This is a genomic window from Pseudonocardia sp. GCM10023141, from assembly GCF_042653605.1.
The window spans coordinates 1-16,976 of record NZ_JBHSIR010000071.1 but is presented as its reverse complement, the minus strand read 5'-3'; the positions used below and the strand labels follow the sequence as shown (position 1 = coordinate 16,976).

The window sequence follows — 16,976 nt, the reverse complement described above, 5'->3', positions numbered from 1 at the left end:
TCGACAGGCCCTGTTGATCACGGCAACGTCGTTCTCGACGGAACGCGTCAGGCGGACTCGAGGTCGCGGCGGCGCGCGTCCTCCGCGGCGGCTTCCGCGGCTTCCTTCTCCAGCGGCGAGCCCTTGGAGGTCTCCCCCATGAAGAAGTAGACGACCAGCGACACCAGGATGCAGCCGGCGACGTACCAGAAGAAGACCGGCTCCATCTTGGCGTCCTTGAGCCACAGCGCGATGTACTCCGCGGTGCCACCGAAGATCGCCACGGTCAGCGCGTAGGGCAGGCCGACCCCGAGCGCGCGGATGTGCGTCGGGAACAGCTCCGCCTTCACCACCGCGTTGATCGACGTGTAGAGCGTCACGATGACCAGTGCCACCATCATCAGCCCGAACGCCGCGATGGGGTTCTTGGTGGTGCTCAGTATCGTCAGCAGCGGAACGGTGCAGAGCGTGCCGAGGATGCCGAACCCGAGCAGCAGCGGGCGGCGGCCGACCCGGTCCGAGATCGCTCCGGCGATGGGCTGCAGCACGACGAACACCAGCAGGGCGATGAAGTTGATCCAGGCCACGGCGGTCTTCTCGATACCGCTCGTGTTGATCATGAACTTCTGCAGGTAGGTGGTGTACGTGTAGAACGCCACCGTGCCGCCGAGCGTCAGCCCGACCACCGTGAGCACGGCCTTGGGGTGCTGCAGCAGGCCACGCACGCTGCCGCGCGGGGCCGCCGACGCGCCACCCTCGGAGGTGGCGGCCCGCTCGAAGCTCGTGGACTCGTCCATCGAGCGTCGCAGCCACATCACCACGATCGCGCCGCACGCGCCGACGCCGAACGCGATGCGCCAGCCCCAGCTGGTGAGCTGCTCGTTGGTGAGGATCGACTGCAGGATGATCTGCAGGCCCAGCGCCAGCAGCTGCCCGGCCGTCAGCGTCACGTACTGGAAGCTCGAGTAGAAGCCGCGTCGGCCACTCGACGCCATCTCCGACAGGTACGTGGCCGACGTCGCGTACTCACCGCCGACCGAGAGCCCCTGCAGCAGCCGGGCGAGCACCAGGATGATCGGGGCCGCGACGCCGATCGTCGCGTACCCGGGGGTCACGGCGATCATCAGCGAACCGAACGCCATGAGCGTCACCGACACGGTCAGCGCGCGACGCCTGCCGAACCGGTCGGCGAAACGGCCCAGCAGCCAGCCCCCGATGGGCCGCATCAGGAACCCGACGGCGAACACGGCCGCGGTGTTGAGCAGCTGCGCGGTCTGGTTGCCCGACGGGAAGAACGTGGCGGCGAAGTAGATCGTGAAGGCCGCGTAGGCGTACCAGTCGTACCACTCGATCAGGTTGCCGATGGAGCCTTTCGTGATGTTGCTGATGACCCGACGTTCCTGGGCTCTCGTGTTCTTCACTCCCTGCACGGCCATGTGCATGCCTCCACACCCGGGTTGCCGTCGTGATTGCAAGCACCGTGCGGCAGGGGGTGTGGTGGGGACAAGGTTGTCCGCGTTGTCCTTACAGTCCCTTAGGAATCGGGCCGGCCGTGCGGGCCTGGCGTGGGGCGCTGCGGTGCGACAGGGTCTCGGGTTGCAGGAAAGCCACTTTCCTGCAACGTCGTTGCAGGAAAGTGGCTTTCCTGCAACGGGGTCGGGCTGGCGCTACTCCCCCGGCGGCAGGTTCTGCACGTGCTGGAAGCCGAAGCGTCCCTTGATGCACAGGTGCCCGTGGGTGACGCTGTGGTCGGCGGGCGAGGTGACGTTCACGATCTTGCCCTGCTGCACGTGCAGTTCCAGGTTGCAGCCCACCCCGCAGAACGAGCAGATGGTGGTGGCCACGGTCTCGTTCTCCGCGTCCCACTCCCCCGCCTCGCGCAGGTCGTGCTCGCTCACCGACTTCAGCGCCCCGGTGGGGCAGACGCCGATGCAGTTGCCGCAGTACACGCAGGCCGAGTTGGGCAGCGCGTTGTCGTACTCGGTGGCGATGCGGGCGTCGAAACCGCGGCCCGCCGCCGTGATCGCGAACGTGAACTGGGCGTCTGTGCCGCAGGCCTTGACGCACTTGTAGCACATGATGCAGCGCGAGTAGTCGCGCACGTAGAGGTCGTTGTCGATCTTCACGGGCTGCGCGACGGTGGCGGCCGTAGTGCCGTCGGGCGCCTGGTGGTGGCCGGCATGGCGCCGGTCGCGCTCCCCCGCTGCGGCCGGCTCGGCGGGCTGGCCGTAGCGCGCGGGATCCACGCCGTAGTCGTCCATCCAGCGCTGCACGTCGCCGCTCGCCTGCGACATGTCGGCCGAGGACGCGAGCAGCTCCAGCACCATCCGGCGGCTGTGGCGCACCTTCTCCGAGTCGGTGCGCACGACCATGCCGTCCTCGACCTTGCGCGCGCACGACGGGACGAGCACCCGCGAGTTCTCGACCTCCACCACGCACACCCGGCAGGCGTTGATGGGGTTCATGTTCGGCGCCCAGCACAGCGTCGGGGTGTCGTGGTCCGGGATGGCCTCGAGGATGGTGGCGCCCTCGGGCACCCGGACCTCGGCTTCGTCGACCGTGAGCGTGACCATGCGGCTGATCCGGCCCAGCATGACGGTCATCGGTGCACCTTCCCGTTCCGTGAAGCCGGTGGATCGAGCAGTCCCAGCGCCAGCGCCGACCGCACGGCCGACGGTGCGGTCTGCCCGAGCCCGCAGATCGACGCGTCCTGCATGACCCTGGCGAGGTCCTCGATCAGCGCGAGCTCGGTCTCGCGGGAACCGAGCGGCGCGCCGCGGGCGAGCCGGGCGAGCGCCTCCTCCTGCCGGACGGTACCGACGCGGCACGGCACGCACTGCCCGCACGACTCGTCGCGGAAGAACGCCGCGATCCGGCGCAACGTGGACGTCAGGTCGGCGGACGTGTCGAACGCGAGCACCACCCCGGAGCCCAGCGAGGCACCGATCTCCCGGGTGCCCTCCAGCGTCAGCACGACGTCGAGCTGATCGGGCAGGACGAACCCGCCTGCCGCGCCGCCGAGCAGGATCGCGCGCAGCTCCCCGCGGACGCCGCCTGCCAGCGTCAACAGCTCCCGCAGGGTGGTGCCGAACGCCACCTCGTAGACGCCCGGTTTAGCAACGGCGCCCGCCACGCAGAACAGCTTCGAGCCGGTGGAGCGCCCGCCGCCGACCGACGCGAACGTGGGCCCGCCCACGTCGAGGACCTGGAGCACGTTGTAGAGCGTCTCCACGTTGTTGATCACGGTGGGCTTGCCGAACAGGCCCGAGACGGACGGGAACGGCGGCTTGTTGCGCGGCTCCCCGCGCAACCCCTCGATCGAGTTGAGCAGCGCCGTCTCCTCGCCGCAGATGTAGGCGCCCGCGCCGCGGCGCAGCTCGATGTCGAAGGCGAATCCCTCGCCCATGACGTCGTCGCCGAGGTAACCGCGCCGGCGCGCCGTGGCGACCGCGTTCTCCAGGCGCCGGGTGGCCAGCGGGTACTCCCCGCGGATGTAGAGGTAACCGCGCTCGCAACCGGTGGCGTAGCCGGCGATCGTCATCGCCTCGACGAGCCCGAACGGGTCGCTCTCCATCAGGACGCGGTCCTTGAACGTGCCGGGCTCGGACTCGTCGGCGTTGCACACGAGGTAGTGCGGACGCTCCGGGGCCTGCGCCACCCCGTTCCACTTGACGCCGGTGGGGAAGGCGGCGCCGCCGCGGCCGGTGAGCGAGGAGTCGGTGACCTCGGCGATCACCCGCGTCGGTCCCAGCTCGACGGCGCGGCGCAGCGCCTCGAAGCCGCCGCCCGCGCGGTAGTCGTCGAGGCTCTCGGGGTCGACGACGCCGATGCGGCGCAGCAGCCGCAGGCCGTCTCGTCCCGACTCGGGGGACGTTCCGTCCCGACTCGCGGTGCGTTCGGTCCCGACTCGCGCGGTCTGCGGCACGCTCACCGCGGTGTCGGTGAAGGCGGCGTCGGCGTCCGCGCTGGTCAGGCCGTCCTTCGCCGCCCTGACGACCGCGTCGGGGCTCGCAGGCGCCTGGCTGACGTCGGGTTCGCCCGCACGCTGGTGCAGCACGGCCGGTGCCCGCTCACACAGGCCGAGGCAGGGACTGCGCACGAACGCGCACTCCTGCGCCACGAGCTCGCTGATGATCTCCTCGCCGCCGTACGGGCCGCAGGCGATGTCGTCGCACACGTGGACCAGTCGCGGCGCGCGCTCCTCGAGCGCGAACATCGCGTAGAAGCTCGCCACGCCGTAGACGTCGGCCGGAGGCACCGACAGCCGCCGGGCCACGTGGTTGAGCGCGCCCTCGCTGACCCAACCGATCGCGTCGGAGACCGCGTGCAGCACCGGCAGCAGCAGGTGGCGGCGGTCGCGGGCGGCGTGCCCGGCGTCGGCGAAGTGGGCGTGGCCGGCGCCGCCGACCATGGCGTCGACGACCTCCTGCTCGGCAGGGGTGGCGACGGCCGCCGACAGGCGCAGATCCACGTGTCTCCTTACTCTCCCGCGACCGGCAGCTGCGTCGCGAGCTTCTCGATCCGCACGGCGGTCGCCTTGAACTCCGAGGTGCCCGACTTGGGATCCCACGCATCGTTGGTGAGGACGTTGACGTCGACCTCCTCGCTGAAGTGCGGCGTGAAGGAAGCGAGCCCGGGGCGCAGCGAGGGGTCGAACGCCGCAGGCGCCTCGACCGCACCGCGGCGCGACACCACCCGCACCCGTTCGCCGTCGGCGATGCCGAGCGCGGCGGCGTCGGCGGCATCGATGCGCAGCGCCTCGCGGCGCCGCAGCGGCGAGGCGTAACCGCCGGTCTGGACACCGGAGTTGTAGGCGTCGAGCACCCGCACGGTGGTGAGCCGGATCGGGAACTCCGGGGTCAGAGTGTCGACCGGCGGGACGTGCTCGACCGGGGTGAACGGCGCCGGGGTGCCCCGATCAGCGGGATCGGGCTCCCACAGTCGCGCATGCATCAGCGGCGTGCCGGGATGATCTTCGGTGGGGCACGGCCACTGCAGGCCGCCGTGCTCCTCGAGCCGGGCGTACGACATGCCGTGGTGCCAGTTCAGCGACACCGACCGCAGCTCGTCCCACACCTGCTCGGCGGTGGGTTGGCCCCACTCGTGGCCGAGCCGGTCGGCGATCGCGCAGATGATGTGCGTGTCCGGGCGGGCCAGCCCCGGCGGGTCGATGGCCTTGCGCACCCGCTGCACGCGCCGCTCGCTGTTGGTGACGGTGCCCTCGTACTCGCACCAGTCAGCCGCAGCCGGGAGCACGACGTCGGCCATCTCGGCCGTCGCGGTGCGGAAGATGTCCTGCACCACGAGGTGCTCGAGGCCTTCGAGCAGGTGCCGTGCATGGGTGGCGTTGGCCTCGGACTCGGCCGGGTTCTCGCCGATGCAGTACAGCGCCTTGAGCTGCTTGGTCTCCATCGCCTCGAACATCTGCGACAGGTGCATGCCCGGTTTCTGCGAGATCGTGGCGCCCCAGACCCGCTCGTAGCGGGCGCGCGCGACGTCGTCAGCCAGGTCGTAGCCGCCGGGCAGCTTGGCCGGGATGGCGCCCATGTCGCCGCCGCCCTGCACGTTGTTCTGCCCGCGCAACGGGCACAGGCCCGAGCCGTAGCGACCGACGTGCCCGGTGAGCAGCGCCAGGTTGATCAGGGCGAAGACGTAGTCGGCGGCGTTGTGGTGCTCGGTGATGCCCAGCGTCCAGCACAGCTGGGCGCGGTCGGCGCGACCGTAGGCGTGCGCGAACTCCTTGATCAGCGCGGCCGGGACCTTGGTGATCTCCTCGCCGCGCTCGAGCGTGTAGGGCTCGACCGTGGCGCGGTAGGCGTCGAAACCGGTGGTGGCGCGCTTCACGAACGCCTCGTTGACCAGGCCCGCGTGGATGATCTCGCGGCCGATCGTGTTGGCGAGCGCGATGTCGGTGCCGACGTCGAGCCCGAGCCAGCCGTCGGCCCACTGCGCCGTGGACGTGCGGCGCGGGTCGACGGAGTACATGCGGGCGCCCTTCTTGAGCCCCTGCAGCACGTGGTGGAAGAAGATCGGGTGCGTCTCCCGGGCGTTGGAGCCCCAGAGCACCAGCAGATCAGCGTCCTCCGCTTCGACGTACGAGCTCGTGCCGCCACCGGCACCGAAGACTGCCGTCAGACCGACGACCGAGGGAGCGTGTCAAGTTCGGTTGCAGGAGTCGACGTTGTTGCTGCCCATCACCACACGCGCGAACTTCTCCGCGGTGTAGTTCATCTCGTTGGTGGCCTTGGAGCAGCTGAACATGCCGAACGCGTCGCCGTGGTGCGGGGCGAACCCGGCGGCGGCGCGATCCAGCGCCTCCTCCCAGGAGGCCGGGCGCAGCTGCCCGTTGTCGCGGACCAGCGGCTGGGTGAGCCGGACGTGGCGGGGCCTGCGAGGCATGATCGTCGCCTTCCGTAGCGGACAGCCCCCGGAGCATACGACGGCGGGGCGCCGCTGTGCCCTGCCCGTTCGGATTGCAGGAAAGCCACTTTGCTGCAACGTCGTTGCGGGAAAGTGGCTTTCCTGCAACCCCGGAGCGGGCCGGGGCATCACCGCCCGAGCTCGTGACGCCGCCGCGACACCGCATCGGCGTAGGCGACTGCGTCGGCGACTACCGGATTGCAGGAAGGCCACCTTCCTGCAACGGGGGCAGCGCGGGCGTCGGGTGCGCTCGGGCAGCGTGGCCCGGCGTTCCCGCCGGTGACCGCGCCAACCGGTTGACCTCCGCGCCGACGTCACGACGTTGGCGCGGTGGCTACGGGGTTGGCGCGGTCGAGGGCCGGGCGACGGCGCCAACCAGTTGACCTCGGCGCCGACGTCACGACATCGGCGCGGTGGCCACGAGGTTGGCGCGGTCGAAAACCGCGTCACCGCACCAACCAGTTGGCCGCCACCGGGTTGGCGCGGTGCGAGGTACCCGGTGCCGTCGGGGCGAGTCATCGCCACCGGTCGAGAGTCGCGGGACCGTCAGGCCCCCTGCGAGTGCCGCTCAAACAGCAGGTCGCGGGCCACGTCCAGCGCCCGGGCCACGGCACCGTGGAGCACCCCGGTGTCCCCCAGCGCGCTGGCCACGATCGGGGGACGGAACGGCGCCAGCTCCGCCATCCGCGCCGCGATCGGCTCCCCCAGCACGTCGACGTTGCGGCCGATCCCGCCGCTGAGCACCACGAGATCCGGGTCGAGCACGGCCGTCACGGCCGTGATCAGGTCGCCGATCCGCCGCCCCTCGGCCAGCACCACACCCTGCGCGACGGGGTCGCCTGCTGCCGCCGCCGCGAACACCTCCTTGGCGGATGTCGCGCCGAGCCCGGCCTGCTGCGCGGCGTGCGCCACCCCCGAGCCGGACGTCACCGCCTCGGTCATGCCGTGCTCGCGGCTGTCCGGCGACGGGACGCCCGCGTCGGCTGCGGGCAGGAACGAGACCTCCCCTGCCGTGCCGCGGCCACCGCTGTAGAGGGCGCCGTTGATGACGATGCCCATGCCGACGCCGGTGCCGATCGAGACGAGGACGAAGTTCTGCACACCCCGGCCTGCCCCGAAGGTCAGCTCCCCCACCGCGGCGAGGTTGATGTCGTTCTCGATCGCCGAGTCCACCTCGAGCGCCGCCCGCAGCTGTTCGGCCAGCCCCGGCCGGCCCCAGCCCGGCAGGTTCGGGGCGAAGTCCAGGCGTCCGGTCGTCGGGTTGAGCACGCCCGGGCTGCCGATGACGGCGTAGCTGACCGCCGCCCAGTCCAGGCCCGACTCCGCGGCCACCTCGTGCGCCACCGCGCGGACGCGGCGGACGAGGTCGGCGGCCGACCGGGCCGTGTTGCGCACGTCGCGGCGGCCGACGAACTCGCCGCGCAGGTCGGCGATGGCGAGCCGGATGAAGTCGCGTCCGATGTCGACACCGGCGACGAGGCCCGCGCGGGCGTTCATGTCGTAGATCGCCGTGGTCGGACCGGGCCGTCCGGAGAGCGACCCGATCATGTGCACCAACCCGGCCTGCTCGAGCCCGGCCAGCGCCGCGGAGACCGTCGGCTTCGACAGGCCCACCGCCTTGGCGAGATCCCCGCGCGAGGCCGCGCCGTGATCTCGCAGGTGCTCGAGCAGCAGCCGCTCGTTCATCGTGCGCAGCAGCTGGGGGTTTCCCACCTGGCTTCTCATGTCCCTACCTTCCAACGCCGGTGCCCAGTCCTGCCGTCCCCCCTGCGGCAGATCCTGGACACCGGCCGCATCAGTAAACTACCTTTCTTATCAACGCTCAACCGGGCGACCAGAACTCCCATCAAAGGGTGACTTCATGCGTCGAGGACGGCTCATCATGGCGGCAGGGGCCGCCCTCCTGTTCGCGGCGGGCTGCGGATCCGCCGTCTCCACGGGCGGTTCGACGGCCCCGACCGGTGGCGCAGCAGCGGCGGCGCCCGCGCCGACGATCGCGCTGTTCCTGCCCGAGTCGAAGACCACGCGCTACGAGGCGTTCGACCGCCCGCTGTTCGAGGCCAAGGTCAAAGCACTGTGCGCGGACTGCAAGGTGCTCTACAACAACGCCGACCAGGACCCCGCCAAGCAGCAGGGACAGGTCGAGTCGGCCATCACGCAGGGCGCCAAGGTGATCGTCCTGGACGCGGTCGACGCCGACGCCGTCGCACCGCTGGTCAACAAGGCCAAGCAGAAGAACATCCCGGTCATCGCCTACGACCGGCTGATCTCCGGCATCGGCTACGACTACTTCGTCTCGTTCGACAACGTCAAGGTCGGCGAGGTGCAGGGCCAGGCGCTCCTGGCCGAGCTGACCAAGCGCGGCACCACGGCCAAGGGCCAGATCGTCATGATCAACGGTGCCCCCACGGACCCGAGCTCCGGCGACTACAAGAAGGGTGCCCACAATGCGCTGGACGGCAAGGTGCAGGTCGGGCGCGAGTTCGACACCCCCGACTGGAGCCCCGACAAGGCCCAACAGCAGATGGAACAGGCCATCACCGCGCTCGGGCGGGACTCGATCGTCGGTGTTTACTCGGCCAACGACGGAATGGCCGGCGGCGCGATTGCCGCGCTCAAGCGCGCCGGTTACACCACGCCGCCTCCGATAACGGGGCAGGACGCTGAGCTCGCCGGCGTGCAGCGGATCCTCACCGGTGAGCAGACGATGACGATCTACCTCAACATCCGCGCGCAGGCCGAGAAGGCCGCAGAGGTGGCCGTCGCGCTGGGCCGGGGCGAGAAGCCGACGGCCCCGACCACCGTCAACAACAAGTCCGCCGACATCCCGGCGACGCTGCTCGACCCGCTGTCCGTCACCAAGGACAAGATCAAGGACACCATCGTCAAGGACGGCTTCTACACCGTCGCCCAGATCTGCACACCCGAGGTCGCCGCCGCGTGCAAGGAGGCCGGCCTCCAGTGAGCACGGCCCCCTCCGATCGTGCGTCCCGGACCGAGACGTCTTCCCCAGTTCTCTCGGTCCGGGGCGCGACCAAGCGCTACGGCGCCGTACAGGCCCTCGCGGGCGCCGACATCGACGTCCACGCGGGCGAGGTGGTGGCGCTCGTCGGCGACAACGGTGCCGGCAAGTCCACGCTCGTGAAGGTCATCTCCGGGGCGATCACGGCCGACACCGGCTCGATCGAGTTCGCCGGTGAGCCGGTGCACATCGGCCGCCCGCAGGATGCGCAGGACCTCGGCATCACCACCGTGTTCCAGGACCTCGCGCTCTGCGAGAACCTCGACGTCGTCGCCAACCTGCACCTCGGCGGCGAGTCGCGCAGCTACGGCATCCTCGGCGAGATCCGGATGGAACGCCGCGCGCGCGACCTGCTCGCGTCGCTCGACGTCCGGATCAAGGATGTGCGGACGCCGGTGGCGTCGCTCTCCGGGGGGCAACGGCAGTCCGTCGCGATCGCGAGGGCGCTGCTGGGCGACCCGAAGATGGTGATCCTCGACGAGCCGACCGCCGCACTCGGCGTCGAGCAGACCGCGCAGGTGCTCGCGCTGGTCGGGCGGCTGCGCGAGCGCGGCCTGGCCGTGCTGCTGATCTCGCACAACCTCGCCGACGTGCGCGCGGTGAGCGACCGGGTGGTCGTGCTGCGCCTGGGCACCAATGCCGGCGACTTCGTCACGGCGGACGCCAGCCAGGAAGACATCGTCGGGGCCATCACGGGCGCCCGCATCGTGGGGGGACGGTCATGACCCAGATCGCGGGCGACACCGCCGCGGTGAGCCTGAGCAAGCCGGGTGGCGGCGGGCCGGGCGGCGGGCTCGTCGACGCAGCCCGCGACCGGCTGCGCCGCGGCGACCTGGGCTCGATCCCGGTGGCCGTGGGGCTGGTGGCCATCGCCATCGTGTTCTCGGCGCTGAACCCGCATTTCCTCTCCGCCGAGAACCTCACCAACCTCGCACTGCAGATGGCGGCCACCGGCACCATCGCGCTGGGCATCGTGCTCGTGCTGCTGCTCGGCGAGATCGACCTGTCGGCGGGCTCGGTCAGCGGGCTCTCGGCCGTCGCGATGACGCTGCTCTACACGCACGCCGGCTGGAACCCGTGGCTCGCGGTGGCCGGTGCGCTGGTGACGGGCGGGGTGGTCGGCCTGATCCACGGGCTGATGCGCACCTACCTGAGCATGCCGTCGTTCGTCGTCACGCTCGCCGGGCTCATCGGCTGGCAGGGCCTGATGCTGTTCCTGCTCGGCTCCGAGGGCACGATCAACCTGCCCTTCGACCGCGGGATCGCCCAGCTGTCCGACACCTGGATGGCGCCCTGGATGGGGTGGCTGATCGTTGCGCTCCTGGCCGCCGGGCACCTGATCGCGACGCTCGTCACGCGCACGCTGCGCCAGCGCGCCGGGCTGTCGGTCACCGCTCCCGCATGGGTCGCTGTGCGCTCCGGCGGGCTGGCGATGGTGCTGGCGATCGCCGTGGTCGTGCTCAACTCCGACCGCGGTGTCCCGCTCACGCTGGTGATCTTCAGCGGCCTCGTGGTGGTGCTCGACCTGGTGCTGCGCCGCACCGTGATCGGACGGCGGATCTACGCCGTCGGTGGCAACGCCGAGGCCTCGCGACGGGCCGGCATCAGCGTCACCAAGGTGCGCATCATGGTGTTCGTCGGGTGCTCCGTGCTGGCGGCCACCGGCGGGATACTGGCCGCGTCCCGGCTCGCCGCGGTCAACCAGAGCTCCGGCGGCAGCGACATCCTGCTCAACGCGATCGCCGCGGCCGTCATCGGCGGCACCAGCCTGTTCGGTGGCCGGGGCCGCGCCTACGCGGCACTGCTGGGCATCCTGGTCATCCAGTCGATCACCAACGGCATGCTGCTGCTCAACGTCGACTCGTCGGTGCGGTTCATGGTCACCGGCGCGGTGCTCGCCATCGCCGTCGCGATCGACTCGCTCGCCCGCCGCGGAGCAGCGGACGGGCTGAAGTGAGCCAGAGCTACGTCCTCGCCGTCGACTTCGGCGGTACCAAGGCCGGTGTCGCGCTGGCCGATCCCGACGGGCGCGTGCTCGCGAGCGCGCGGCTCGCGATCCTCGCCGACCGCGGCGCCGAGCAGGCCGTCGAGCGGACGCTCGAGGTCGCGTGCCGGCTCGTCGACGGGTTCGGGCGCGACGCACTGCGTGCCGCGGGCGTCGCGAGTCCCGGCATCGTGCTGGCCGACCGGGTGCTGCTGGCCCCCAACGTCCCCGGCTGGTCGGAGCTGCGGCTGCAGGAGCGGTTCGAGCAGGCGCTCGGCGTTCCCGCGGTGTGCGCCACCGACGTCAAGGCCGCGACGCTCGCCGAGGCGCGCTGGGGCCACCTGCACGGGGTGCGGACCGGGATGTACCTGAACCTGGGCACGGGCATCGCGGTCGGCGTGGTGGTGGACGGCGCGGTGCTCACCGGGGCTCACGGCGCGGCCGGGGAGATCGGCTACAACCTGTCGGCGGCCGACGAGCCCGCCGGGCCCCACGACGGTCGGGCACCGCTGGAGGAGCGGGTCGGCGGCCGGGCCGTCGGCGAGCGCGGCCGGGCCGTCGGCGGGACGGGCGATGCGGCGTCGGTGTTCGCGCTGGCCGCCACCGATTCCGCGGCGCGCGCGTTCGTCGAGGCGACGCTGGGTGAGCTCGCCGTCCACGTCGCCAACGCGGCGATACTCGTCGACCCGGAACGGATCGTCGTGGCGGGCGGGATGGTGGAGGCCGCCGACGCCGTGCTGCCGGTGCTGGAGGCGGTGCTGAAGCGCGCCGTCCCGTTCCCGCCGGAGCTGGCGGTGGCGCGGTTCGCCCAGGACGGGCCGCTGGTGGGGGCCGCCGCGCTGGCGTGGGAGTCGTTGCGCTGAGGCGCCGTTGCGCTGCCGTGGAGGCCCCATGACGATCACGTTCCGCAACCTCACCCTTGCCGACTTCCCGCTGCTCACCGGCTGGCTCGAGCAGCCCCACGTCGCCCGCTGGTGGCACCACGAGACCGCGCCGGAGGCCGTCGAACGCGACTTCGGCCCCGCCGCCCGCGGCGAGGAACCCGCGGAGGACCTGCTCGCGTTCCTCGACGGCCGCCCGCTCGGGCTCGTGCAGCGCTGCCGGCTGGCCGACTACCCCGACGAGCTGGCGGCGTTCACCGCCATCGCCCCGGTCCCCGGCGACACGATGATCATCGACTACCTGATCGGCGACCCGGCGCAGGTGGGCCAGGGGCTCGGACCGCAGATGATCGGCGCGATGATCGAGGAGATCTTCCGCGACAACCCGGCCGTCCCCACGATCATGGTGGCGGTCGTGGCGGCCAACCGCGCGTCGTGGCGGGCGCTGGAGAAGGCCGGGATGCGCCGCGTCGGCACCGGCGACATGGAGCCCGACAACCCCGTCGACGACCCCGAGCACCACGTCTACCGCATCGATCGGGACCGGTGATCCGCGCGCCGAGTTGCCCACCCGCTCCGATCATCGCAGGCTGCACCCGTGTTGACGTTCGGAGAGCCCACCGGCCAGGGCTGGGTGCAGTTCGGTGAGCTGGCGATCGCGTTCGTCCTCTCGGCCGCGATCGGGCTGGAGCGCGAGCTGCGGCAGAAGTCGGCGGGCCTGCGCACCCACACGATCATCGGGTTCGCCGCGGCGCTGATGATGCTGGTGTCGAAGTACGGGTTCACCGATGTCCTCAGCGAGCACGTCACGCTCGACCCGTCCCGGGTGGCGGCGCAGATCGTGTCCGGCATCGGTTTCATCGGCGGTGGCCTGATCTTCGTGCGCCGCGACGCCGTGCGGGGCCTGACCACCGCAGCGGCGGTCTGGCTCACGACGGCCGTCGGGATGGCGGCGGGAGCGGGGCTGCCGCTGCTGGCACTGGCGACGACACTCGCCTACTTCGTGGTGGCCTACGCCTTCCCGATGCTCACCTCGCGACTCCCCCGGGCCCGGCCCGGCTCGACGCTGCTGGAGGTGACCTACGTGGACGGCCGCGGCCTGTTGCGGCGGATCCTCAACACCTGCACCACGAGCGGCTGGGTCGTTGCCGATCTGGAGACGCGACCGATGGACGAGGACCGCGGCGCACCCGTGTCCGTCCTGCTGCGGGCCGAGGGCAAGGGCGCCCGGGACGAGCTCGTGGCGGACCTGGCGGAGATCGAGGGTGTGCTGGGCGTCTCCACCCGCGACGGGGACGACAGCTGACCCGTCGAGAACGTACCTGTCGTGATCAACAGGCCCTGCCTATCACCGCAACCACGTTCTCGACGGCGTGGTGGCGCCGGTGCCGTGACGTTGGTGCGGTGGCCACCGGGTTGGCGCGGTGGCGTGCGGGGTCGGACCGGACGGCTACTGCGGCCGCGGCTCAGGAAAGCCACTTTCCCGCAACGTCGTTGCGGGAAAGTGGCTTTCCTGCAACGGGTCGGGCCGTTCCCCGCCACCGTTCGACCTCCCCCAGTCCGCGAGCTCCGCCCAGCCCGCCAATGTGGTGGAGCCGCCGCGGTGGTGCACCCGGAACCCATCCCCGGTCTGCTCGATCTCCGCATCGGCCGGACCCGCGCCGACCGGCCTCCACCCGTGACGTGCCAGCGCCCTCCCGACGAGCTCGGCCACCGGCTGCGGTGCCCGCACCAGCACCGTGACGGCTCCCGCCGCCCGCAGCGCGAACGTGCCGCTGGCCGGGTCGAAGGCGAGCCCGTCGGTGTCGAAGACCGCCGCGATGGCGCCGTCGGTGACGAGCTGCTCCGGCGGTCCGGTGCGCAACCCGCCCGTCCGGTCGACGAGCCAGACGTGATCGGCGAGCCGCAGCACCAGCTCCAGGTCGTGGGTGGACACCACCACGCACAGGTCCTGCTCGCGGGCCAGCGTGCGCAGCAGCCCGAGCAGCGCGACCCGCGACGACACGTCGAGGAACGCGCTGGGCTCGTCGAGCAGCAGGACCGAGGGCTGCTGGGCGAGCGCCCGCGCGGTGAGCACGCGCTGGCGCTCGCCGTCGGAGAGCTCGGCGACCCGCCGCGCGGCGAGGTGCTCCGCGTCGACGGCCAGCAGCGCCGCATCGACGGCGTCGAGGTCGGCGCGGCGCAACGCCCCACTGGGACCGGTGTGCGGGTGCCGCCCGATCGCGACGAGTTCCCGCGCCGTGAGCAGCCCGGCATCGACCCGTTCGGTGAGCACCACCGCCAGCCGCAACGCCCGCTCGGGCGGCGGCATCGCCAGCAGATCGGCCCCGTCCAGGCGCACCGCGCCCGCCAGCGCCGGTTGCAGGCCTGCCAGCGTGCGCAGCAGCGTCGACTTGCCGCTGCCGTTGGGCCCGACGAGAGCGGTGAGCTCGCCGCGCCGGGCCCGCGCGACAAGACCGTCCAGCACCGCGCGCTCCGAGCGCCTGCTCTGGCGATAGCCGACGGCGAGGTCCACCAGCGCGAGCCCGCTCACGTGAGCACCGCCATCGTCACCCGCCTGCCGCGCAGCAGCACCGCGATCACCACCGGCGCACCCACCAGCGACGTCACGACGTTGAGCGGGATCACCGTCTCCGTACCCGGCGGGTGGCTCACGATCGTGCAGAGGAGCGCCGTGACGATCCCGACCAGTGCCGTGACCGGCAGCAGCACCCGGTGGTCCGAGGTGCCGGCGACGAGCCGGGCCAGGTGCGGGATGGCGATGCCGATGAACGCGATCGGCCCGCAGAACGCCGTGACACCACCGGCCAGCAGCGCGGTGGCTCCCATGATCAGCCAGCGCAGCCTGCGGACGTCCACACCCATGCTGCGCGCGTAGTCGTCGCCGAGCAGCACGGCGTTGAGCGACTTGCCCAGTGCCGCGGCCAGCGCCAACCCGAGCACCACCACGACGGTGAGCGTCGGCAGGTCACCACCGTTGGTGGCGTCGAAGCTCCCCAGTCCCCACATCACGTACTGCTGGGCGATCCGGGGATCGGTCCACACCAGCACGAGGCTGACCACGGCCGAGGTCGCCGCCCCCACCATGACGCCGACGATCAGCAGCGTCACGGGCGAGCGCACCAGCCGCGCGAACGCCGCGACCAGCGCCAGCACGGCGGCCGAGCCGAGCGCCGCGGCAGCCACGGCCCCCACCCGGCCGAGCCCGACGAGCCCGGCGCCGAACGTCGCGCCGAACGCCGCGGCCGTGGTCGTCGCGAGGAACAGCGCCACACCCAGGCTCGCGCCCGAGCTGATCCCGAGTACGTAGGGATCGGCGAGCGGGTTGCGGAACAGCGTCTGCATCAGCAGCCCGGACACGCCCAGCGCCGCCCCGGCGAGCACCGCGGTGAGCGCGCGGGAGAGCCGGACCGAGCCGATCACCACGGTCCACCGCGGATCGGAGGGCTCGGTGCCGACGAGCACCTTGACGGTGTCGGCCAGCGGCACCGCGACGGGCCCGAGCGCGACGGCCAGCAGCAGGCCGACCAGCGCCAGTACGACGAGTACCGGGATCAGCAGGCGCCGGTGGGCCGCGTTGATCTTCCAGCGGGGTGACATCACTGACGTCGAACGTCAGCGGTGTCACCCCGCTGGACGTCCCGGAGGTGCGGCATCAGGCCGCCACCTGCCGGTAGTAGACGAGCTCGCGGCCCGGCAGCAGCTGCGGATGCACCACCTGCGCGAGGTCGGCGAGGACCTCGTCGGGATGGGTCACCCCGCGCTCGAAGACGTCGTTGCCACCACCCGCACCGGTGCGCTTGTCGCGGGTCCAGACCTGGCCGGACCGGACCGCCGCCAGCTCGCCGTAACGGGCGTCCGCGGCGACGATCGACGCGCGGGTCGGGAACGGCCCGTTCGCCAGCCAGATCCCCGCGGCCCCGTCGCCCGCGAACACGCTCTCGAACGACTTCGAGACCGTGCCGGCCGCGGGGTTCGCCGCCTCCGACCAGGTGGCCCCGGCGTCGCGGAACAGCGCCCCCGCAGTGCTGCCCCCGGCCGGTACCGACCAGGTGCCCTGGTAGAGCGAGCCGACCACCACTGGGACCGGGCCCGCGGACCGGACCTTCGCCACGACGTCGGCGTAGCGCTGCTCGATCTCGCCGTAGACGCGCGCCGCGTCCTCCTCGTGACCGGTGAGTGCACCCATGACCTTGATCCACTCCGCCTGCCCGAGCGGGCTGGAGTCGAGGTAGTCGGCCCATCCGATCACCGGGATGCCTGCCGAGCGGATCGCGGGGAATGCCGGGTTGTCGGTGCCCTGGCTCAGCAGCACGTCCGGCGCTGCGGTGATCACGCTCTCGGCGTTGAGCTGCCCGTCGGCCTCGAAGCCCTTGACCGCACCGGCCTTGATCCGCGCCACGACCTCGGGCGTGGACACGAAGTCGGGTGTGGCCACTCCCGTGAGCGCGTCGAGCGCACCGCTCTCCACGATCATCGGCAGCTGCGTGGTCGACTCCGAGTAGATGCTCCGCACCGGCGTGGTGATCACCGGGGCGCCGGCGAGGTCGGCCGGCAGCTGCGGCTTCGGCGCCCCGCAGCGCAGCAGCACGTAGGACTGCGGCGCGCCACCGGGGTAGGGCCAAAGCCGTTCAGTTAGGCCGGTGGCTGTGCTGTCAAGACCGGCTCTATTTCGATGGTGATCAATGCG

14 protein-coding genes are annotated in these 16,976 nt (G+C 71.7%); 6 read left to right on the top strand and 8 right to left on the bottom strand.

Annotated features, from left to right (window positions below; translation table 11 throughout):
- Positions 1-47: 47 nt before the first annotated feature.
- The 5 genes from ACFPFQ_RS41380 to ACFPFQ_RS41360 form a co-directional block, all read right to left on the bottom strand.
- Positions 48-1,421 carry an MFS transporter gene (locus ACFPFQ_RS41380; protein WP_379628740.1) on the bottom strand — a complete coding sequence of 458 codons (1,374 nt, stop codon included), beginning with the start codon at positions 1,419-1,421 and terminating at the stop codon, positions 48-50.
- Between the two features lie 225 nt (positions 1,422-1,646).
- Complete coding sequence (locus ACFPFQ_RS41375) at positions 1,647-2,582, bottom strand: 2Fe-2S iron-sulfur cluster-binding protein (RefSeq protein ID WP_379628739.1); 936 nt, start codon at positions 2,580-2,582, stop codon at positions 1,647-1,649.
- Complete coding sequence (locus tag ACFPFQ_RS41370) at positions 2,579-4,450, bottom strand: NADH-ubiquinone oxidoreductase-F iron-sulfur binding region domain-containing protein (RefSeq protein ID WP_379628738.1); 1,872 nt, start codon at positions 4,448-4,450, stop codon at positions 2,579-2,581. The genes ACFPFQ_RS41375 and ACFPFQ_RS41370 overlap by 4 nt, the downstream gene beginning before the upstream one ends.
- An 8-nt stretch (positions 4,451-4,458) precedes the next feature.
- The gene (locus ACFPFQ_RS41365; RefSeq protein ID WP_379628737.1) at positions 4,459-6,378 is read right to left on the bottom strand and encodes a molybdopterin oxidoreductase family protein; all 1,920 of its coding nucleotides are present in this window, start codon (positions 6,376-6,378) and stop codon (positions 4,459-4,461) included.
- Positions 6,379-6,945: 567 nt separating this feature from the next.
- Positions 6,946-8,124 (bottom strand): ROK family transcriptional regulator, encoded by a 1,179-nt coding sequence (locus ACFPFQ_RS41360; protein WP_379628736.1) that lies wholly within the window; start codon positions 8,122-8,124, stop codon positions 6,946-6,948.
- A 136-nt stretch (positions 8,125-8,260) separates the two neighbouring features.
- Between ACFPFQ_RS41360 and ACFPFQ_RS41355 the strand changes: the two genes are divergently transcribed.
- From ACFPFQ_RS41355 to ACFPFQ_RS41330, 6 genes are read left to right on the top strand one after another with little or no spacing between them, the layout of a single operon-like run.
- On the top strand, positions 8,261-9,364 hold the full coding sequence (locus ACFPFQ_RS41355) for a sugar ABC transporter substrate-binding protein (RefSeq protein WP_379628735.1): 1,104 nt from the start codon (positions 8,261-8,263) through the stop codon (positions 9,362-9,364).
- The gene (locus tag ACFPFQ_RS41350) at positions 9,361-10,146 is read left to right on the top strand and encodes an ATP-binding cassette domain-containing protein (RefSeq protein WP_379628734.1); all 786 of its coding nucleotides are present in this window, start codon (positions 9,361-9,363) and stop codon (positions 10,144-10,146) included. The genes ACFPFQ_RS41355 and ACFPFQ_RS41350 overlap by 4 nt, the downstream gene beginning before the upstream one ends.
- Positions 10,143-11,378, top strand: a complete 1,236-nt coding sequence (locus ACFPFQ_RS41345) for a sugar ABC transporter permease (protein WP_379628733.1) — start codon at positions 10,143-10,145, stop codon at positions 11,376-11,378. The genes ACFPFQ_RS41350 and ACFPFQ_RS41345 overlap by 4 nt, the downstream gene beginning before the upstream one ends.
- The gene (locus ACFPFQ_RS41340; protein WP_379628732.1) at positions 11,375-12,268 is read left to right on the top strand and encodes an ROK family protein; all 894 of its coding nucleotides are present in this window, start codon (positions 11,375-11,377) and stop codon (positions 12,266-12,268) included. Before ACFPFQ_RS41345 ends, ACFPFQ_RS41340 begins: the two co-directional genes overlap by 4 nt.
- Before the next feature lie 28 nt (positions 12,269-12,296).
- On the top strand, positions 12,297-12,836 hold the full coding sequence (locus ACFPFQ_RS41335; RefSeq protein WP_379628731.1) for a GNAT family N-acetyltransferase: 540 nt from the start codon (positions 12,297-12,299) through the stop codon (positions 12,834-12,836).
- A 51-nt stretch (positions 12,837-12,887) separates the two neighbouring features.
- Positions 12,888-13,592: an MgtC/SapB family protein gene (locus ACFPFQ_RS41330; RefSeq protein ID WP_379628799.1), complete on the top strand. Its 705-nt coding sequence runs from the start codon at positions 12,888-12,890 to the stop codon at positions 13,590-13,592.
- 144 nt (positions 13,593-13,736) lie between these two features.
- Here ACFPFQ_RS41330 and ACFPFQ_RS41325 read toward each other — a convergent pair whose 3' ends face one another.
- The 3 genes from ACFPFQ_RS41325 to ACFPFQ_RS41315 all read right to left on the bottom strand — a co-directional run.
- The gene (locus ACFPFQ_RS41325) at positions 13,737-14,819 is read right to left on the bottom strand and encodes an ABC transporter ATP-binding protein (protein WP_379628730.1); all 1,083 of its coding nucleotides are present in this window, start codon (positions 14,817-14,819) and stop codon (positions 13,737-13,739) included.
- Entirely contained in the window at positions 14,816-15,886 is a 1,071-nt protein-coding gene (locus ACFPFQ_RS41320) for a FecCD family ABC transporter permease (RefSeq protein WP_379628798.1), read from the bottom strand. Before ACFPFQ_RS41320 ends, ACFPFQ_RS41325 begins: the two co-directional genes overlap by 4 nt.
- Positions 15,887-15,941: 55 nt before the next feature.
- The coding region (locus ACFPFQ_RS41315) for an ABC transporter substrate-binding protein (RefSeq protein ID WP_379628729.1) at positions 15,942-16,976 on the bottom strand (1,035 nt) is incomplete at its 5' end.